18 protein-coding genes are annotated in these 18,750 nt (G+C 68.8%); 9 read left to right on the forward strand and 9 right to left on the reverse strand.

Annotation, left to right across the window (positions count from 1 at the left end; genetic code table 11):
• Positions 1 to 14 precede the first annotated feature (14 nt).
• Positions 15 to 971: a serine/threonine-protein kinase gene (locus QMG86_RS24900; protein WP_281875086.1), complete on the forward strand. Its 957-nt coding sequence runs from the start codon at positions 15 to 17 to the stop codon at positions 969 to 971.
• A 58-nt stretch (positions 972 to 1,029) separates the two neighbouring features.
• Positions 1,030 to 1,452, forward strand: coding sequence for a hypothetical protein (locus QMG86_RS24905; RefSeq protein ID WP_281875087.1), 423 nt, complete (start codon positions 1,030 to 1,032; stop codon positions 1,450 to 1,452).
• A 31-nt stretch (positions 1,453 to 1,483) separates the two neighbouring features.
• Here QMG86_RS24905 and QMG86_RS24910 read toward each other — a convergent pair whose 3' ends face one another.
• Positions 1,484 to 2,209: an NPCBM/NEW2 domain-containing protein gene (locus QMG86_RS24910; protein ID WP_281875088.1), complete on the reverse strand. Its 726-nt coding sequence runs from the start codon at positions 2,207 to 2,209 to the stop codon at positions 1,484 to 1,486.
• Between the two features lie 397 nt (positions 2,210 to 2,606).
• On the opposite strand from QMG86_RS24910, the gene QMG86_RS24915 reads away from it, so the two are divergent.
• The gene (locus QMG86_RS24915; RefSeq protein ID WP_281875089.1) at positions 2,607 to 3,671 is read left to right on the forward strand and encodes an SEFIR domain-containing protein; all 1,065 of its coding nucleotides are present in this window, start codon (positions 2,607 to 2,609) and stop codon (positions 3,669 to 3,671) included.
• A 38-nt stretch (positions 3,672 to 3,709) separates the two neighbouring features.
• Here QMG86_RS24915 and QMG86_RS24920 read toward each other — a convergent pair whose 3' ends face one another.
• From QMG86_RS24920 to QMG86_RS24930, 3 genes are read right to left on the reverse strand one after another with little or no spacing between them, the layout of a single operon-like run.
• Positions 3,710 to 4,456, reverse strand: a complete 747-nt coding sequence (locus QMG86_RS24920; protein ID WP_281875090.1) for a B3/B4 domain-containing protein — start codon at positions 4,454 to 4,456, stop codon at positions 3,710 to 3,712.
• A complete protein-coding gene (locus tag QMG86_RS24925; RefSeq protein ID WP_281875091.1) occupies positions 4,453 to 4,803 on the reverse strand; it encodes a Rieske (2Fe-2S) protein in 351 nt (116 codons plus the stop codon). Before QMG86_RS24925 ends, QMG86_RS24920 begins: the two co-directional genes overlap by 4 nt.
• On the reverse strand, positions 4,800 to 5,885 hold the full coding sequence (locus QMG86_RS24930; RefSeq protein ID WP_281875092.1) for a 3-methyl-L-tyrosine peroxygenase-related protein: 1,086 nt from the start codon (positions 5,883 to 5,885) through the stop codon (positions 4,800 to 4,802). Before QMG86_RS24930 ends, QMG86_RS24925 begins: the two co-directional genes overlap by 4 nt.
• Positions 5,886 to 6,211: 326 nt before the next feature.
• Between QMG86_RS24930 and QMG86_RS24935 the strand changes: the two genes are divergently transcribed.
• A complete protein-coding gene (locus QMG86_RS24935; protein ID WP_281875093.1) occupies positions 6,212 to 8,464 on the forward strand; it encodes a helix-turn-helix domain-containing protein in 2,253 nt (750 codons plus the stop codon).
• A gap of 32 nt (positions 8,465 to 8,496) precedes the next feature.
• Here the strand turns inward: QMG86_RS24935 and QMG86_RS24940 are convergent, their stop codons facing one another.
• Positions 8,497 to 9,420: an SDR family NAD(P)-dependent oxidoreductase gene (locus tag QMG86_RS24940; RefSeq protein ID WP_281875094.1), complete on the reverse strand. Its 924-nt coding sequence runs from the start codon at positions 9,418 to 9,420 to the stop codon at positions 8,497 to 8,499.
• Positions 9,421 to 9,555: 135 nt separating this feature from the next.
• Between QMG86_RS24940 and QMG86_RS24945 the strand changes: the two genes are divergently transcribed.
• On the forward strand, positions 9,556 to 10,419 hold the full coding sequence (locus tag QMG86_RS24945; RefSeq protein ID WP_281875095.1) for a helix-turn-helix transcriptional regulator: 864 nt from the start codon (positions 9,556 to 9,558) through the stop codon (positions 10,417 to 10,419).
• Positions 10,420 to 10,482: 63 nt separating this feature from the next.
• On the opposite strand, the gene QMG86_RS24950 is transcribed toward QMG86_RS24945, so the two are convergent.
• Complete coding sequence (locus QMG86_RS24950; protein WP_281875096.1) at positions 10,483 to 11,094, reverse strand: TetR/AcrR family transcriptional regulator; 612 nt, start codon at positions 11,092 to 11,094, stop codon at positions 10,483 to 10,485.
• 77 nt (positions 11,095 to 11,171) lie between these two features.
• On the opposite strand from QMG86_RS24950, the gene QMG86_RS24955 reads away from it, so the two are divergent.
• The 4 genes from QMG86_RS24955 to QMG86_RS24970 all read left to right on the forward strand — a co-directional run bounded on the left by QMG86_RS24955 (position 11,172) and on the right by QMG86_RS24970 (position 14,769).
• Positions 11,172 to 12,179, forward strand: coding sequence for a GlxA family transcriptional regulator (locus tag QMG86_RS24955; RefSeq protein WP_281875098.1), 1,008 nt, complete (start codon positions 11,172 to 11,174; stop codon positions 12,177 to 12,179).
• Positions 12,180 to 12,403: 224 nt separating this feature from the next.
• Positions 12,404 to 13,006, forward strand: a complete 603-nt coding sequence (locus QMG86_RS24960; protein ID WP_281875099.1) for an alpha/beta hydrolase — start codon at positions 12,404 to 12,406, stop codon at positions 13,004 to 13,006.
• 40 nt (positions 13,007 to 13,046) lie between these two features.
• The gene (locus tag QMG86_RS24965; protein ID WP_281875100.1) at positions 13,047 to 14,012 is read left to right on the forward strand and encodes an alpha/beta hydrolase; all 966 of its coding nucleotides are present in this window, start codon (positions 13,047 to 13,049) and stop codon (positions 14,010 to 14,012) included.
• 37 nt (positions 14,013 to 14,049) lie between these two features.
• Complete coding sequence (locus QMG86_RS24970; RefSeq protein ID WP_281875101.1) at positions 14,050 to 14,769, forward strand: alpha/beta fold hydrolase; 720 nt, start codon at positions 14,050 to 14,052, stop codon at positions 14,767 to 14,769.
• A 46-nt stretch (positions 14,770 to 14,815) separates the two neighbouring features.
• Here the strand turns inward: QMG86_RS24970 and QMG86_RS24975 are convergent, their stop codons facing one another.
• From QMG86_RS24975 to ilvD, 3 genes are all read right to left on the reverse strand, one after another.
• A complete protein-coding gene (locus tag QMG86_RS24975; protein WP_281875102.1) occupies positions 14,816 to 16,252 on the reverse strand; it encodes a hypothetical protein in 1,437 nt (478 codons plus the stop codon).
• Entirely contained in the window at positions 16,249 to 16,872 is a 624-nt protein-coding gene (locus QMG86_RS24980) for a TetR/AcrR family transcriptional regulator (protein ID WP_281875103.1), read from the reverse strand. The genes QMG86_RS24975 and QMG86_RS24980 overlap by 4 nt, the downstream gene beginning before the upstream one ends.
• A 101-nt stretch (positions 16,873 to 16,973) precedes the next feature.
• On the reverse strand, positions 16,974 to 18,680 hold the full coding sequence (ilvD, locus tag QMG86_RS24985) for a dihydroxy-acid dehydratase (protein WP_281875104.1): 1,707 nt from the start codon (positions 18,678 to 18,680) through the stop codon (positions 16,974 to 16,976).
• Positions 18,681 to 18,750: the final 70 nt, after the last annotated feature.

Here is an 18,750-nt window from a genome sequence, read left to right on the forward strand (position 1 = left end):
ACTATGGTGGGGCGGTGCCGCTCGAACCAGGTGACCAGTTTGCGGGATTCGTCGTGCGAGCCCGGCTGGGACACGGGGGCAGCAGCGAGGTGTACCTGGCCGAGGACCCGGAGTGGTCGCGACCGGTGTCGCTGAAGATCCTGGGACCGGAGGACAGCCGGTCGCCCGAGGCCCGCGCTCGATTCGTGCACGAGTTCGACATCTTGTCGGCGCTGCGGCACCCCGACATCGTGCGGATGTACACGCACGGCGAAACCGACGGCAGGTTGTGGTCGGCCCACGAGTACGTGGCAGGCGCGACGGTGTCGACCTTGGTGCCGTCGCCGCGTCGGCGCCCGGACCTGCGGCAGGTGCTCCACGTGCTGACCCACGTCGCGGCGGGGTTGGACTTCGCGCACGCCAACGGAGTGGTCCATCTCGACGTGAAACCGGCGAACGTTCTGGTCGGCACGGACGAACCGGCGACGGTGAAGATCTCCGATTTCGATTCGGCCCGATGGTTGCACCGGCCCGAGCCGCCGTTGGCCAGCCACGGGTTCGTCGTCGTGTCCGTGCCCTACGCCGCGCCGGAACTGCTGCTTGCGGACACGGTGTCCCCCGCGACCGACCAGTACGCGCTGGCTTGTTCGGCCGTCGAGTTGCTCACCGGCCACACGCCGTTCTCCCGGGCGAACCTCATGGCCACCGCCGAGGCGCAGCTGCACGAACCGCCCCCTCGGCTGGCCGCCCGCCACCGCTGGATCCCGCCCGAAGTCGACGTGATCCTGCATCGGTCGCTCGCGAAGGACCCCGGTGAGCGCTACGACTCGTGCGCCGAGCCCATCCGCCTGCTCACCGAGGTTCTCGACGGCGTCGACCCGCGCCCCCTCGCTCCCGTGCTGAGCCGATGGAAGGCGGCCCGATCGCACCTGCGGAACTCCGCCCTCGGACGGATCGGCGGCAAAGCGACCTTCGGCTCCGCCCCGAGGTAGCACGCATGATTTGCCGGTTTTCTTGCGAGGAGCCGGTGCCGCGGTCACGCTGAAAGGTATGCGGACCCGCGATATCGAGGTCGGGTGCACCTATATGGTGCTGGTCCCGCAGCGCCTGCCACGCAGTCGGTACCCCGACTGCGACCAGCCGGGCTCCCTCACTTGGGCATGGTCCTGGCTGCGCGGCGGCCGGTTCCGGCTCACCGTCACCGGCATCGATCACACCAGCGATCCGATCACCGTCGAAGGCTTGCGGATCACCGCGAACTCGCGCATCGCGGTGGTGCTGACCCCCGAACAAGCCCAGGATCTCGGTTTGCCGGTCGGTATGTTCCGAGTGCGCGGGACCTTGTTCGACGGCGAGGACCGGCCGGTGCGCCTGCCCGAGGTGGAACCACTCCGAGTCCCTGCCCGCTGGCTGCGACCGGTCGAGCAGCCGTGCTTCACGCACCGCGATATCGACTGCTTCCCCTACCTCTGAGACGGGTGGCGAACGTCCGCGCCGGGACGAACTAGCGTTTCCGCCCGGGCGGTGCGGAGCAATGGACCCGCGGACGGCCCCACGCGTTCTTCGCGTCCTGCGAGCGCCGAGCGTCGAACAGGGTCAGGCGGATCTTCCCCGAGATGTCGAGATTCACTTCTTCGGCCGGATCGGTCATCGACTTCTCGGTGGTGAACGCGTCCTGGTCGTCGACCCGCACGACGAATCGCCCGACCCCGGTGGACGACGGTGAATCAGAATCCTTGCCGATCCAGACCGAGAACCGATCGCACTGCCCGCCGATCGTCCACGTGGCCCGATTCATCGGATCGGAAGCGCTGGAAGGGTAGTACCCCACGATGCTGCTCGGAAAGGACATTGCGCCGATCCGGATGGGATCGACCGGGTCGAATCCGTTCGCCCAGCTGACCGATTGATACTCCACCAAGTCGTACCACCCGTCGCTGGAGGGAGCAAAGGCGGCCGACGTCGCCGACGGGGACGGCCGGACGGTGGAGGTCGAGGTCGCCGCGGCCGACGACGTGGTCGACGTGGGCTGCGGGGTATTCGTCGCCGATGGTGCGATCGCGGGCACCCGAGGCGTTGTCGTGGTGGCCGGTGGCAGCGCGGACGGTTCATCACCGCGGATCCGGTCGACGAACGACAACGCGCCGTCGAGATTGGCGAGCCCGACTACCACGAGGGCGACGACACCGAATACGGCAACCCACACGGGCTTTTCTTTGACGAAGTTCACGAAGACTCCAGCTTTGTCGACTGAACGGGGAGCAGCCGAAAAGCGCTCGCCGGGGCAAATCATAGAGCGACGCGGACCGATCCTCATCATTTCGCATTTTTAGATTTCTGAACAAACGATGGATACCGCTTCGAAGTCGATTGTGTTCCACGTGGTCACCCGGGTATCGACCCGCCTTTGTCGCCCCTTTCCGGCAAAAAATTCGCTAGACGAAGCACATCCGGAGCGGTCTGTTTATTTCCGGGGTATGGTCTGCGTGGAAATACCGCCCCGGCGCCGCCGGGCACGGCCGTCCCGAGTTATTCTCGTCGAGCGCGGACACGCCCTATCGCCGGGCCGCGATTCCGCGGGCACGAGTTCGGGTCGCGCGCAGGAACTTCGATGAGGAGGTGCTCGGATGAGCACGGACGGCCAGGCGGTCGATACCGCGCCCGACGGCGACCCGGCCGCACCCCGGGTGTTCGTTTCCTATTCACACGATTCGGACGAGCACAAAGAGTCGGTGCGACAGTTCTGCACATTCCTCCGCGAAACGGCCGGCGTGGACGCACACCTGGACGTCTGGTATGACGACGGGCGGCGCGATTGGTCACTGTGGGCCATCGACCAGCTCACCGGAGCCGACTTCATTCTGATCATCGCCTCACCCGAATACAAACGTCGCGCGGACGGCGCGGCACCGGCCGACGAAGGGCGCGGAGCCCAGTTCGAGGCCGCTATCATCCGGGACAATCTCACCAGGAACTTACGGAAAGAAACCAGGCGCGTGCTCCCGGTGGTGTTGCCGGGACGATCCGTGGAGGAAATTCCCACCTTTCTGGCCGCGCATTCGACCACTCGATACGAAGTGGACGAGTTCACGCTCGAGGGCATCGCCGATCTGCTGATCGCGTTCACCGGAATACCGAAGCACCCGATGCCGCCGCGCGCCCGGTTCGTCGGCTCGCCTTTCGCGAGCCGGACGCGGGCACCGAGCGCGTCCACCACCACCACCTCGTCTCCCCCGAGGAAGCGACTGCTCACCGCCGCCCTGCAGCCGGTCACCCGCGGGCCCGACCTCTATTTCGGCAGCGCGGACTTGAACGGCGAACACTACGGCGCCAGCATCGTGCACCGCTGCTCGATGTTCTGCGGTGATCCACGCAGCGCGATCGAGTACAACCTGGGCCGGGAATTCCGCTTCTTCGAGGCGACGGTCGGCGTCCTCGATGATGCCGAGGACGCAGGCCAGATCGGCTACTTCCAGGTCTTCCTCGACGACGACCCGCAGAAGCAGGTCCGGGCGACGCACGGCGACCCGAGCCACATCCGGTACGAAGTGACCGGCGTCCTCCGGTTGCGGCTCCTCGCGTATCGGCCCGATACCGTGGCCGGCCCGATGCTGGCGGGCGCGATGCTCGTCGGCGGCCGCCGCGCAAAGTTGCCCGCTCTCGCGTGGGGCGATCCGGCCCTGTTCCGCTGACGCCGGAACCGCGATACCGGCGCCTCCCACGGCGACGGTCAGAAGGTCAGCGTGGTCGATCTGTGGGTCGCGTCGAGCAGATCGATCGCCACCTGGCCGCCGGCGTATTCGGCGACCAGTTTCGCCAGTTCGACCGCGATCGCCATCGCGTCCACGTCCGGCAGATCCGGCAGGACATCCACGTTGTAGAGCAGATTCCGCGAATCCGGCTTGATCGCCGTGTGCTCCGACTGCCGCCACACCCAGCGGCGCGTGAGGACCGTGTTGCCCTCGGCGAGGATCACCTCCCCGGCGATCGGCCGCTCCGAGGACGTCGAACCGAAGGCGGAGAAGGTCTCGCCGCCGGTCGCGAGACGCAGCATGATGTCGCCGTCGACGTCGTCGAGCGCATGGCCGCCGATGGGAACGAGATGACGCAGGCTGATGACGGTCCCGATGTCGATGAGGCGGCCGAGGGACGACAGCGAGCCGCGGATCGCCCGGCGGGCCAGCGCCTCCACCGACGGCCGGAAGTCGCTCGGCCGAGCTCCGAAGGCACGGAATGCCTCTCGCCAGGGATGGATGCGGTGATCGGCCGCGACGGCGGTGATATCGATGGATTCCCGCAGGTCCGCGCAGGCTCGCTGCAACGCCGCGACCAGCGGTGGCTGGGACTCGCCGTTGCGGACGTTGCGGGCGACGAGGACGCCGACCCGGTAGGACGGATGCCGCTCGAACACGGCGTCGTCGACGGCATAGCGGATGGTCTTGCCGAGGAAGTGCGGCGTCGGATTCTCGGTGTTCACGTGGTTTCCTCCAGATCTGTTGCGGTGGGCAGGGTCGGGTCCACCGGGAATACCGGGAGGACCTCGCAGGTATCGGCTCTCGTGCACCCGCCGTCGGAGAGCCGGTAGGCATGCGCATGGGCCAGGCAGGTGACGACGCCGAGGCCGAAATCCGGCAGGCCGCGGCGGGCGAGGTCGGCACCCTTGTGCGGGCAGAACCGCGCGACGGCGAAGGACTTCCCGCCGCTACGGAAGATGGCGTACTGGCGTCCGTTCACGGTCGCCTGGAACGTGTCGTGCCAGACCGATCGAGGTGCGCGGCGAACGGAATCAGGATCGAACTCGAGGGGCTCACCGGAGGCGTTCACGCTTCGTACTCCCGGTTCGCCCTGCGCTGTTCGGCGAGGTCACGGAGCACCTCCACGGCGGGCACCAAGTCCACGTGACTCGGCAGCTCGGCGCGATTCGCGTGCGAGAGCAACGAGGGTTCGGTTCCCCCGACCTTGGCGGCCGCGATGAGGATGTGGTGTTCGACGTCCTGGATCTCGATTTCGGTGAATACGGCGTGCGCGGCCCGCACCACCGTCGATTCGCGAACCGGCGTAGCGGCCAGCGCGATGCGCAAGCCATCGATCGCCCGGCGCAGCCGGTGGTAGTCCAGGTTCTGCGTGCCGGAGAAGCCGGTCTCGCGTCCACTGAGCACGGCCATCGAGGGGCGGACGTGCCGCAGATAGAGCTCCGCGGGAAAGGCGCCGGCGAACCACATCGCGGCAGTGGTCGCCCGCAAGTAGCGCGCGGCGGCCAGAAGGGCATCGGCGGTCGCGCCGTCGTCCCCGGCCACCGCACGCGCTTGCGCACGCTGAATCTCCGCGAGACAGAAGACAGTCGACAGGTTGAACAGGTGATGCCCGATGATCCAGCGGTATTCCGCTCGCACCTCGACGGAGGCATCGGCGAACGGCTTGCCCGCGACGCGGGACGCCGTCTCGCGCACGGCCACCGACGTGGTCGCGCACCACCCCAGCATCTCGCCGATCGCGTCGAGCGCGCTGATGCTCTCGTCCAGGGCGATCGGGGCGGTGGACATCTCGGCCAGCACCGCCGCGCCGGTGACCACGATCTGCGCGGCCAGCACGTCGCGAGGCAATTCGGCCACCCGCACGAATCCGAAGTAGTGGTCGTAGTCGATGCTTCCCTCGACTTCGGATGTGGTCTCCACCTGGGCGACCACCGGAACGCCGGCCGGCATCAGCGCGCCCAGCTCGGCTCCGGCGGCGGCCAATTCCGCCGAGACGGCGGACGGAGTGGGCATCTGCTCGCGCAGCCGTCGCGTGAGCGCGCGCAGTCGCGCGGCGACCGGCGACAGCGCGGGATTGCGCGGCCGGACGATGCCCGTCGCGGGCTCCGGCAGCACCGACGTGAGCGGCAGGACGAGGGAAGGGCACGACAAGCTCTGATAGTTGCCGTCGGTATCATCCCGTGTCGTCGTATCGTGCCGACGGCGAATGGTCATTATCTGGGGCACCGGTTCTCTCGCCTTCGTCTCTTGGCTGCGGCAGCGCGGTTCGCGACAATTGATGCGCCTGGCGTTTGCCAGTTTCCAGTCGGCTGATCCGATAAGGGAGGGGTTGCGTGATGGCGGTCGGATCGCAACCCGCAACCCCGCCGAACCACCCGCCACACCGCGGTCCGCGAGAGGCAGCCGACGCAGCGGGCCCGGCCGCGAGCAGACGAGCCTTCGGCCGGGAACTCCGGCGGTGGCGCGAGTTTCGCGGCATGTCGCAGGCCGAGCTCGGCAATCTCGTTCATTGCGACAAGTCGGTGATCAGCCGCATCGAGGCCGGACAGCGACCGGTCTCCCCGAATTTCATCGCCTCCTGTGAGCGCGAACTGGCCACCGGCGGTGCCCTGCTCGCGCAAGCGCCCGCGCCGAAGGCGCACAGCGCGGCACAGCCCGTGTCACTGGCCGAGCTGGGCTTGCCGCCCGCGCCCAGGCTCGTCGGCCGCGCGTCGCAGCTCGCCGAGATGCTCGCGGTGCTCGCGGGGGACGAGGCGCACCGGAATTCCGCGCGGATCTGCCTGATTCGGGGTATGGCCGGGGTCGGCAAGACCGCACTCGCATTGCACGCCGCCCACCAGCTGATGCCCGTCTTCACGGACGGATGCGTCTACCGCGATCTGGGCGGAGACACGACCGGTGTCAGCCCGACGCGCCCGGAGGACCTGCTGGAATGGCTGCTGCGGCATCTGCGGGTCGACGCCAAGGCGATGCCGGTGGGGCTCGCGGATCGGGCCGCACTGTATCGCGGGCGCACCCGGGGCAAACGCATCCTGCTGGTGCTGGACAACGTGCGGCACAGTGATCAGGTCATGTCCGTGCTTCCGTCCGAGGCCGGCTGCGCGGTGATCGTCAACACGCGCCATCGGCTCGCCTCCGTCGATGCCGCGGTCCATATCGACCTGGATCCGCTGCCCCGTGCCGACGCCCGAGACCTGTTGCGGCAGACCGCCACGCCGAACGCCGTACCCGACGACGACCCTGTCCCCGTCGAGGAGGTCGAGCAGATCGTCGAACGATGCGGCGATCTGCCCCTGGCCATTCACATCGCGGCGAGTATGTACCGCCGCAAACCGCACCTCGGGTTCCGCGGCGTGCTCGAGCATCTCACCGCCCATGCCGAAGGCATCGACACCTTCTCCGACGGGGACCGCAGTGTCGCCACGGTTCTGCGTACGGCACTGGCGGAACTCGGTGAATCGGAGCGCCACTTGTTCCGGCTGCTGTCGGTGCACCCGGGCCGGCGGTACACCCCCGAAGTAGCCGCCGCGCTGGCGGGCACATCCGTACGCCAGGGCAGGCAACAGCTCGACGCCCTCTGGGACCGGCATCTTCTCGTCGCCGGAGACGGCGAGGGCTACGGCATCCACGATCTGCTGCGCGAGTTGTCCGCCGACGAAGCCACCGCACTCTCCGACGCCGAACGCGGCGCGGCGTTACGGCGGGTCCTCGCGCTCTACCTCCGAACCGCCGACGCCGCCGACGCGCTGATCGCACCGCATCGCAACCGGGTGCCACTGCCCGGAGAGATCGGCGACGAGGTCGCCGCGCGGTTCACCGACCCCGCCGCTGCGCTGGAATGGCTCGACGCCGAAGAGACCACCCTGGTCGCCCTCGCCCGTGCCGCCCGGGCGCATCGACATGACGAATACGCATGCCACCTGGCGCACATCCTGCGCGGCTACTTCTTCCACACCCGCCGCTGCGACCCCTGGATAGCGACCCATGAGGACGCGCTCGAGTGCGCTCGCCGCTCGCACGACCGCTGGTGGGAGGCGACCACCTCCAACAATCTCGGTCTGGCCTTCGCCATGCGCCACGACCTCGACGACGCCTCCCGGCACTATCGGCACGCGCTGGCCCTGCTCACCGAATTGGGCGACGACATCGGCGCCAGTCATACGCGGGGACACCAAGCCTGGATCCATTACTTGCGCGGGCAGTACAGCGAGGCGGTCGAGCAGGCACGCGCCGCGCTGGCGGTCTATCGGCGGCACGGCATGCGCCGCAACGCCGCCATCATGATGCGTGAGATCGGCTGCTCGCTGGCCGCGCTGAACCAGGCCGAGGAAGCCGCCGAGCACCTCGAACCCGCGATCGCCGAATTCGACGCGCTCGGTCTGGACCTCGACATGAGCATGGCGCTCAACTGCCTCGGCGAGCTACATCTGCGCAGCGATCCGGCCGACGCGTCGGCGCGGTTCGGCGCGGCGCGGCGAACGGCACGGGCTTGCGGCAGCCGCATCGAGGAAGCACGGGCCTTACGCGGTCTGGGTAGCGCGGCGGCACTGCTCGGACGTTCGAAACCCGCACGCGCGTATTGGTCGTCCGCGTTGACGCTGATGGAGCAGTTCCGGCTTCCGGGCTCGGACGACGTGCGCCGGCTCATCGCGGACCACGCGGCCGGTTCCGCCCACGCGGGATCGAGCAAAGGGGGTCCCATGGACGCCCACGTGAATCCGCCGCGCTGAAAGCCTGTCTGCGCAGCGCGGCGCTCCCCCGATCAGAGGGCGTAGGGCGCGATGAAACGCTCGAGGGCGTCCCAGAGTCCGGCTTCGCGCCGCGGGTCGTACGACTCCTCCGACGAGCGGTCCACCCGGCCGCGGTCGACGTAGGCGCCGGTCGGCGCGGCGGTGGCGCCGACGACGACGTCGGCGAGGTAGCGCCCGGCGGCCGCGCGGCTGGTCGCGAACGGCGTGAGGGTGAGCACCGGCAGGATGCGGCGCATCGCGAACCGGGACGCCGGACCCGCGTTGCGGGCGAGGCCGGTGCCGGGGACGAACCCCGGGTTGAAGCCGATGACCTCGATCCCGGACCGCAGGCGGCGTGCGTACTCGTGCACGAGGTAGATGGCGGCGAGTTTGCTCGTCGAGTACGCGGTGCGTCCGGCGGCGGTGGTACGCGGCTCGGGAAACGCGCCTGGGCGAGCGAGGACGTCCGGGGGCTGCCAGACCGGGCCGGGCACCATACCCAAGTTGTGCCGCAAGTCGCCGAAGTGGGTGTCGCTCACGGTGATCACGATCCGGGCCGGGGCGTCGAAGCGATCCTCGAGCAGGCGGATGAACAGATGGTTGGCGAGCACGTTGACGGCGAAGGTGGACTCGAATCCGCCGGGCCCCTCGGTGAGCGCGTTCGTGTACTGCATTCCCGCGTTGCCCACGAAACCGCGCAGCGGCGGCAGCTCGTCCCGGTCGAGCCTGCCGCGGATCTCGGCCACGGCCGAACGCACGCTGTCCGGTGCGCCGAGGTCGACCTCGACGTGCGACACCCGCTGCCCCCCGGCGCCCAGTTCGGCGGCCAGTCGTGCGCCGGTGGAGCCGCGGGCGGCGACGACGAGATGCGCCTGCGGTGACGCGCGGAGGATGCGCTCCGCGGCGACGCGGCCGATCCCGCGACTCGCCCCCGTCATCACGATGGTCGACGGCATGGAACCTCCTGCACTGTGGGCCCGATCGGTCGTCTTCGATGGTCGTCGCCCTGGCTGTGGGCTGCCAGTGCCGTGCCCGTCACCAGGACTGCCGGTACCCAGGCTGCCGCGACGCGCGGCAGACAGAATGGAGGCGTGGCTCGTTCTCGTTCCGATTTCGGCGCGCTGCTGCACGCCTGGCGCGACCGCCTGTCGCCCGTCGACGCCGGTTTCCCGGTGACGGCCGGCCGGCGTGCCCCGGGACTGCGCCGTGAGGAGCTCGCGCAGCTCGCCGGGCTGTCGGTCGACTACATCCTGCGCTTGGAGCAAGGTCGCGCCCGCAATCCGTCGGCGCAGGTGGTCGGCGCGCTCGCGCGGGCTCTGCAGCTGTCCCGGAGCGAGCGCGACGAGCTGTACCGCAAGGCCGGTCTGCTGCCGCCGCAGGACGGAACGATCGGCACGCACGTGCCCCCTGGCGTCCAACGGCTCACCGCGCGTCTCGGCGACGTCCCGATCGGGGTGTTCGCCGCCGACTGGACACTCGTGTGGTGGAACGGCATGTGGAGCGCCCTGCACGGCGACCCCTCGACGGTCCCCGCCACCGAGCGCAACCTCGCGCGTGCCGTTTTCGGCACCGGCGCGGCGCGGGCTTCGGTCCGTCCCTTCCGGTCCGACCGCGCGGAAGGCGCGTTCGCGGCGTCGATCGTCGCCGATCTGAAGGACGCGGTGTCCCGGTATCCCGCCGACGCCGGGCTCGATCGCCTCGTGCGGGATCTTCGCACCGCGTCCGGCGCTTTCGCGCAGCTCTGGACGACGGCGACCGCGTCCAAGCACACGTCCGACCGGAAGACGATCCGGCACCCCGAGGTCGGCGACATCACCCTCGACTGCGACGTCCTCGTCGTTCCAGGCGCCGACCTTCGCATGGTCACCTACACGGCGGCGGACGGAAGCGACGACGCGGGGAAGCTCGACCTGCTCCGCGTCACGAACGACCGCGCGGCCGGTACGCCGCCCTGACCCGCGACGTTGGCACGGTGCGCGTACCGGCGTGCGCGTCGGTGGTCGGCGCCCTGGACCCGGTCAGCGCACAGGCTGATCGGCCCAAGCCTGCGGCAGTGCCGCACAAGACACGTCGGCGATCTCGTGCAAGCGCTGCGGGGGAAAACCCAAACGGCTCAATTGGATCAGGCCCTGGGCGACCATCACGACATTGGCGCTGACGGCCGAGAGCGTGGCTTCGTCGCCGGCTCCGGCGTCGTGCATGGCGGGGCGCAGCCGGTCGGCGACGCCCTGCTCCATGGCCGTGGTGGTCCGGGTCCCGATGGTGGCGACCTCGGGGATCCGGGTGGCGAGCTGGGCGATGCTGTTGATCATCAGACACCCGCGCCGATCCGGCTGCGCGGCACAGTCTTCGATGATCGCCTGGTACAGCGCGCGCACCGCGGAGCGCGCCGAACCGCCCGCCGAACCGATGGCCTCGCGGACCAGACGCGCGCGGCGCTCGCAATAGCGTTCGAACGCCACCAAGAACAGGCCGCGCTTGCTGCCGTAGGCGGCGTAGATGCTCCCGTTCCCGACGCCGGTCGCCAGCGAGACGTCTTCCACCGACGTGCTGTCGAAACCCTTCGACCAGAACAGCTCGGTCGCGGCGTCGAGCAGGCTCGATTCGTCGAACTGTCGCGGCCGTCCCATGCGCTCACCGTACCAATCGGTGTGCGAGGTCCGGCACATCACTTGTTCTGGAGGCTCGCCTCCACAATACTGTTGACATGTCCCACAACTTCGCCGCCTCGCCCAGCAAACGGGTGGGCATTCTGGTCTTCGACGGCGTGAAGATGCTCGACTTCGTGGGGCCCGCGGAGGTGTTCGTAGAGGCGAATCAATCGGTGGCGGGGTACGAGGTGGTCCTGGTCTCGGCCGATGGCAAGGACGCCCAGACCTCGATCGGCGCGCGGGTCGAGGTGAGCTGCGCGGCCGCCGAGGCGGGCCGTTTCGACACGGTGGTGATCCCGGGAAGCGAGCTGCCGCCGGGCAAATTCGTGACGCCGGCGGTGCTGGCGGCCGCACGGCACCTGTCCTGCAACACGCGGCGGTTGGCATCCATCTGCAGTGGCGCGTTCGTGCTGGCCGAACTGGGCCTGTTCGACGGCAGACGCGCGAGCACGCACTGGAAATTCGCGGCCGACCTCGCGCGGCGCTACCCGTCCATCGAGGTGGACCCCGACGCCATCTTCGTGCGGGACGGCAACCTCTACAGCTCGGCCGGGGTCGCGGCGGGCGTCGATCTCGCACTGGCCCTCGTCGAAGAGGACCACGGCGCCGACGTCGCGCGGAACGTGGCGCAGGCGCTGGTGGTCTACATGCAGCGCGCGGGAGGGCAATCCCAGTTCTCCGCGTCGCTGAGCGGACCCGTGCCGCGCAGCCCGCTGGTGCGCGGAGTCGTGGACTTGATCTGCGCGGATCCGGCCTACCCGCACACCGTGCAGACCCTCGCCGCGCACGCGCGGGTCAGCGTCCGGCATCTGACCCGGCTGTTCCGGGCGGAACTCGAACGCTCCCCCGCGGAGTACGTCGCGTTCATCCGCTTCGGCACGGCCCGGGACATGCTGCACGCCGGGTACAGCGTGACGGAGACCGCGATGGCCGCGGGATACGGCACCAGCGAGGCGTTGCGCCGCGCGTTCGTGGCGCGCCTGGGCGTCTCCCCGAGCAAATACCAGCAACGCTTCCGGTCGACCGCCAGGGCGGAGCCGGTGATGGAGCAGGCCGTGTCCTGATCAGAGGCATTTGTGGCCCGTGCGGAGGGGCGCGCGCATGGGTGTCCGGCCGAGACTGGGTCGGCCACAGCGCCACTCGTCGTGCGCTGGAGAAAGGAACGCTATGTCCGCCCCGGCAAGTCCGACCATCGTCCTGGTGCACGGCGCTTTCGCCGATGCCTCGAGCTGGTCCCCGGTCACCGAACGGCTGCTCGGCCAGGGGCCATCGCGTCCTGGTTCCTCCGGTGTTCAATCGCAGCCTCGCGGCGGACGCGGCCTACATCAGGTCGTTCGTGGAGCGGATCGACGGCCCCGTGCTGCTGGCCGGGCACTCCTACGGCGGGGCCGTCATCACCGTCGCTGGCGTCGCCGACAACGTCGTGGGCTTGGTCTACGTGTCCGGCTACGCCCTCGAGGAGGGCGAGAGCCTCGGTCAGCTGCAGGGCGGGTTCCCGGACTCCGACCTGGCGGCCAACCTCGTCTACGCGCCGTACCCGATCGAGGGCGCCGAGCCCGGCACGGACGTCTCGGTCGAGATCAGCGCCTTCCCGGAGGTTTTCGCCGCGGGCCTCGACGCGGCGAAGGCCGCGGTGCTCGCGGTCTCGCAACGGCCGTTGTCCGCCATCGCGTTCAACGAGCCCGCCTCGGCGGCCGCGTGGAAGACCAAACCGGCCTGGGGCATCGTGTCCAGCGCCGACCGAACCATCAATCCCGAGGTCGAGCGATTCGGCTATCGGCGAGCCGGATTCCGCGCGGTCGTGGAGATCGATGGACCACACCTGGTCATGCAGACCCACCCCGGCGAAGTCGCGGCCGTCATCACCGACGCGATCGCCGCGTCGGCCTGAGCCACCGCAGTTCCCACACCCCTATCAGAGAGGCACGATCATGTCAGGAAACCCGCTGGGCATCTCGCTCGAACCCGCGGCGCAGGAGTTCGTCGACGCGACCGCACAGCCGCCGTTCCTCTACCAGCTCCCGCCCGAAGAGGGCCGCAAAGCGGTGGACGGCGTGCAGGACTCGCCGATCTTCAAGCCCGAGATCGACGAGGAGTGGATCACCGTCGAGGGCGGGCCGACCGGCTCGGTGCGGGTTCGGATCGTCAAGCCGCAGGGCGCTACCGGGACATTGCCGGTGATCGTCTACACCCACGGCGCGGGATGGGTGTTCGGCGACGCGCACACGCACGACCGCCTGGTGCGCGATCTCGCCGTCGGCACGAACGCGGCCGTCGTGTTCCCCGAGTACGACCGGTCTCCGGACGTGCGCTACCCGGTGGCCAACGAGCAGTCCTACCGCGTCGCCCAATGGGTCACCACCCATGGCGCCGAGAAGGGCCTCGATTCGTCCCGCATCGCGATCGCGGGCGACTCGGTCGGCGGCAACATGGCCATCGCGCTGACCCTGATGGCCAAGGAACGCGGCGATGTCTCCTTCGTTCAGCAGGTGCTGTTCTACCCGGTGACCGACGCCAATTTCGACACGGGCTCCTACGAGCAGTTCGCCGAGGGGTACTTCCTCACCCGCGAGGGCATGAAGTGGTTCTGGGATCAGTACACCACCAGTGCGGACGAGCGCGCGCAGATCACGGTGTCCCCGCTGCGCGCGACCACCGCGCAGCTGGCCGGGCTGCCGCCCGCGCTGGTCATCACCGCCGAGGCCGATGTGCTGCGCGACGAGGGCGAAGCCTTCGCGGGCAAGTTGCGCGCCGCGGGCGTGCCGGTCACCCAGGTGCGCTACGGCGGGATCGTGCACGACTTCGTGATGGTCAACTCGCTGCACGACACCCATGCCGCCAAGGCGGCGGTGGCGCAGGCCGTCGCGACTTTGCGGTCCGCCCTGTACCCCGCCTGAGCCGTACCCGACGATCCGATTCGGAGGAATCACACTCGTGAGCACCGAGCCCACCAGCCCGACCATCGTGCTTGTCCACGGCGCGTTCGCCGACTCCTCCAGCTGGAACGGGGTCATCGAACGGTTGCGCGCACAAGGACATTCCGTCATCGCGGCCGCCAATCCGTTGCGCGGCCTCGACAGTGACGCCGCCTATGTTGCCTCGGTCCTCGACACCGTGGAAGGGCCGTGCGTTCTGGTCGGCCATTCCTACGGCGGGAGCGTCATCACGGTTGCCGCCGCCGGGAAGAGCAATGTCGAAGCGCTCGTCTACATCGCCGCTTTCATTCCCGACGAAGGCGAGAGCGCGCTGCAATTGACCGACAAGTTCCCCGGATCGACGCTCGGGCCGACCACCCGGGCCGCGGCCTACCCGCTTCCGGGCGGGGGCACCGGCACCGAGCTCTACATCCGGCAGGAGGAATTCCACCGGCAGTTCGCCGCCGACGTGCCCGCCGCCACCGGCGAGCTGATGGCCGCGACCCAGCGGCCGGTCGCCCTCGACGCCCTGCAACAGCCCGCCACCGCAACCGCGTGGCGGGATATCCGGTCGTTCGCGCTGCTCACCAGCGAGGACAAGAACATTCCGGTGGAAGCGCAGCGGTTCATGGCGCAGCGGGCGGGCGCCGATGTCGTCGAGGTCTCGGCCTCGCACGCGGTCTCGGTGTCGGCTCCCGACGTGGTCTGCGAGTTGATCGCCCGAGCCGCCGCGAAGTAGCTCCGAGCGGTCCGCGCGGCGCGATCGCGCCGCGCGGATCGCTGCCTCAGAAATCGATGACAGCGGTGGCGAAGCCGTCGATCGCCACAACGGGCTCGCCGAGCGGTGCGGCTCGCAAACCATCGAACCCCACCTGCTCGACAGAAATCGGTACGGACGTCGCGATGGTGACCGTCAGGGGTGCGTCGAACTTATTGACCAGCAGAAGCTTTCGTCTGCCGGAAGCGGTGACGAAAGCTCGTGCGTGAAAGCGTGGATCGGGGTAGGCGGTGCTGGTCGCGGCCAGCTGATCGCCCGGGCCGAAATGCCGCAGCAATAAGGCCAGGGCTTCGTAACGCAGGTTCGGGGCGCCGGTCTCCCAGTCGATCAGCGATGTGCCGGGGATCATGCCGGGGTAGTCCATGAATTCGGCGATGCCGACCAAGTCGACCCCGAGCGCGACCAGCTCGGCCCAGAGGTAGGACTGCACCGCGGCGCTGAGTGCCCAGTAATCATCGGGAATCTCCGGGCTCGGATTCATGAGGTCGGCCGGGAACGTGCCGATCTCGTTGATGAACGTCGCCGCGTCCGGCGCGAGCCTGCGCCGGATACCTTCGATGAACCGTGCCTGGTCCAGGAAACCATCCGCTCGCGCGAAGAAGATGTCGCGCAAGTGCGCGGCCGGCGCGTTGCCCTCCGGCCCGAACGGATTGACGATGTCCGGCTGGGCGTAGAAGTGGTAGGAGAAAGCGTCGACCGGAACGCCGGGACGATGATTGGCCGGATCCAGGAAATTCCAGTAGTACTCGGGATTGCGGTGGATGTGGCTCAGCGACAATCCGACGAATTTCATCTCGGGATCCAGCGGGCGAAGACGTTCCACGACCGCGTCATAGAGTCTCGTGTAGGCCTCCGGTCCGATCCGGTGCCCGAGGTCCGGCTCGCACAGGACTTCCCAATATGCGAAGCGGTAATGATGCCCCGACTCGTGGCGACGCCCCAGTTCGTCGGTGAACCCACCCGCGATATACCAACTGGCGACACGGTAGAAGTAATCCGCCACCTCGGTGAAGGTGGGATCGCGGAATTCGGTGCCCCGCTCGTAGTCCCAATGGATCTCGTCGCGGTTCTCCGCTACGGCCACGGGCTCGTCGGTGCGGAACATCCAGGCCGGAATGGTCGCGAAATTCGCGACGACCGGCCGGCCTTCCGCGGCGTCCATGAAGTCCTCGACCAGGGGATCGAGCAGCTGGAAATCCCAGAATGTCTCGGTCGCCGTGGGCGGGGTCAGCTCGGCGACCGAGATGCGCGGGTGGGAATACCACGGCAGGAACCGAACGAGGTCGGCGTCGAGCGCGCGCAGCGCGGCGAAGGCTTTGTCGTGGATCGGCGAATTCCGGCGCAGCGGCGGAGCGGTCCACACGTGCGTTGTCAGTGTGGTGCGCGAGGTGCCGGTGGTGGCGGTCCAGTCGATGCGAACCGGATTCGCGGGTGCGCTTGTCATTTCGTTGTGCTCTTCTGTTGTGGAGGCGGGAATCCGAGTGCAGGCAAGAGAGCTTGATCGACGATGGCCGCCCGGACGCGCTCGTCGGGCCACCGTCCGGTGTCGATCTGATGCTTGATCACCAGCGCCTCGCCGATATCGCTCACGATCGGTGTGATCAGCGCGGAGTCGATCTGCCCCAGTGACGCGTAATGGTCGAGCACCGTCCGGGTGAATCGGCCGCCACGCAGGTCGAAGACATTGTGGTAGAGCGCCTCGACCAGGTCGGGCCGCCGCTGCCGTTCCGCGAGGACGGCAGCGGCGGCTGCTCCGGTCGGCGCGGACAGCCACTGCGTCAACTGCTCCAGTGCGCGCAGCAGGTCGCCGCGCAGGTTGCCGCCCGTGGGGGACGGAACTTCGACCGGATACGCCTGCGCCAGGGCCTCGATCAGCAAGTCCTCGACTGTCGGCCAATGCCGGTAGAGCGAGGTCTTGGCCACACCCGCGCGACGCGCGACTCCCTCCATCGCCAACCGCGCCACCCCCGCCTCGGCGGCCTCGGCGATGACGGCCGCATGACAGTCGGCGCGTAACTCGCGCTGGGTCCGGCGCCCCTTCTCAACGGGCTTTCTTGCGTTCACAACGCAAATATAGATACGGCAAAGTAGCTAGTCAATTGTAGCTACAAAAATATAGCTTAGCGACCTCGTTGTGCGGTTGTGACCGCAGAGTCGCGCGGGCGTCAGCCGCAGACGGCACCGATCGAGGCCGAGCCGACCAGTTTCGTGTACTTGGCCAAGACGCCGCGCGTGTAGCGAGGCGGCAGTGGTGCCCAGCCGTCCCGGCGGCGCGCGAGTTCGTCGGCGTCGACCAGCAGGTCGAGAGTGCCCGCGGCGACGTCGAGCCGGATGGGGTCACCGTCGCGCACGAAGGCGATCGGTCCGCCGTCCACGGCCTCCGGGGCGACATGCCCGACACACAGGCCGGTGGTGCCGCCGGAGAACCGTCCGTCGGTGAGCAGCAGGACGTCCTTGCCCAGGCCCGCGCCCTTGATGGCCGCGGTGATGGCGAGCATCTCGCGCATTCCGGGACCGCCTTTCGGTCCCTCGTACCGGATGACGACCACGTCGCCCGCCGCGATCGTGCCGTCTTCCAGCGCGTCCATCGCCGCGCGTTCCCGGTCGAAAACCCGTGCCGTGCCGGCGAATACGTCGGAATCGAAGCCCGCCGACTTGACGACGGCGCCGTCCGGAGCGAGCGAACCGGACAGGATGGTGATGCCACCGGTCGGATGGATCGGTGCCGCCATCGCGCGGATCACCTTGCCGTCGGGGTCCGGCGGGGTGATGTCGGCCAGGTTCTCCGCCACCGTCCGTCCCGTCACCGTCAGGCAGTCGCCGTGCAACAACCCGGCGTCGAGCAGAGCCTTCATCATCACCGGCACGCCGCCGATCCGGTCCACATCGGTCATCACGTGCTTGCCGAAGGGTTTGACGTCGGCGAGGTGCGGAACGCGGCGGCCGATGCGCGCGAAGTCGTCCAGCGAGAGATCGACGTTCGCCTCGTGCGCGATGGCCAGTAGATGCAGCACGGCGTTGGTGGACCCGCCGAACGCCATGACGACCGCGATCGCGTTCTCGAAAGCCGGTTTGGTGAGGATGTCGGCGGGCGTGATCCCCTGCCGGATCAACTCGATCACGGCCTCGCCGCTGCGGCGGGCGTAACCGTCGCGGCGGCGGTCGGTCGCTGGCGGGGCCGCGCTGCCGGGCAGCGACATGCCCAGCGCCTCCGCCGCGCTGGCCATGGTGTTGGCGGTGTACATGCCACCGCACGCCCCTTCGCCCGGGCAGATCGCCCGCTCGATGGCGGCGACGTCCTCGCGGCTCATCAGCCCCCGGGCGCAGGCGCCGACAGCTTCGAAGGCGTCGATGATCGTCACCTCGCGCTCGCTGCCGTCGGAGAGCTTGGCGATCCCGGGCAGGATCGACCCCGCGTACAAGAACACGCTCGCCAGGTTCAGCCGGGCCGCGGCCATCAGCATCCCGGGCAGCGACTTGTCGCACCCGGCCAGCAGCACCGAACCGTCGAGCCGCTCGGCTTGCATCACCGTCTCGACGCTGTCGGCGATCACCTCCCGCGAAACCAAGGAGAAGTGCATCCCCTCGTGGCCCATGGAGATGCCGTCGGACACCGAGATGGTGCCGAACTGCATGGGAAAGCCGCCGCCGGAGAAGACGCCGTCCTTACAGCCCTGGGCGAGCCGGTCCAGGGACAGATTGCAGGGAGTGATCTCGTTCCACGAGGAGGCGACGCCGATCTGCGGCTTCTCCCAGTCCGCGTCGCCCATGCCGACCGCGCGCAGCATCCCGCGTGCGGCGGTCTTCTCCAGACCGTCGGTGACGTCGCGGCTGCGCGGCTTGAGATCGGGAACCTTCGAATTGTCGGGCATGGTTTCCCATCATGCTCGGTCCGCTCCGATCGCAGTGGCGACCACGCCGAATCCACGCACACCGCCATGT

Source organism: Nocardia sputorum (assembly GCF_027924405.1).
GTDB classification, from domain to species: domain Bacteria; phylum Actinomycetota; class Actinomycetes; order Mycobacteriales; family Mycobacteriaceae; genus Nocardia; species Nocardia sputorum.

Excerpts from the sequence above, each read along its gene's own strand:
- QMG86_RS24905 (WP_281875087.1), top strand. The coding sequence starts at position 1,030 with ATGCGGACCCGCGATATCGAGGTCGGGTGCACCTATATGGTGCTGGTC.
- QMG86_RS24915 (WP_281875089.1), top strand. The coding sequence starts at position 2,607 with ATGAGCACGGACGGCCAGGCGGTCGATACCGCGCCCGACGGCGACCCG.
- QMG86_RS24935 (WP_281875093.1), top strand. The coding sequence starts at position 6,212 with ATGTCGCAGGCCGAGCTCGGCAATCTCGTTCATTGCGACAAGTCGGTG.
- QMG86_RS24940 (WP_281875094.1), bottom strand. The coding sequence starts at position 9,420 with ATGCCGTCGACCATCGTGATGACGGGGGCGAGTCGCGGGATCGGCCGC.
- QMG86_RS24950 (WP_281875096.1), bottom strand. The coding sequence starts at position 11,094 with ATGGGACGGCCGCGACAGTTCGACGAATCGAGCCTGCTCGACGCCGCG.
- QMG86_RS24955 (WP_281875098.1), top strand. The coding sequence starts at position 11,172 with ATGTCCCACAACTTCGCCGCCTCGCCCAGCAAACGGGTGGGCATTCTG.
- QMG86_RS24965 (WP_281875100.1), top strand. The coding sequence starts at position 13,047 with ATGTCAGGAAACCCGCTGGGCATCTCGCTCGAACCCGCGGCGCAGGAG.
- QMG86_RS24975 (WP_281875102.1), bottom strand. The coding sequence starts at position 16,252 with ATGACAAGCGCACCCGCGAATCCGGTTCGCATCGACTGGACCGCCACC.
- ilvD (WP_281875104.1), bottom strand. The coding sequence starts at position 18,680 with ATGCCCGACAATTCGAAGGTTCCCGATCTCAAGCCGCGCAGCCGCGAC.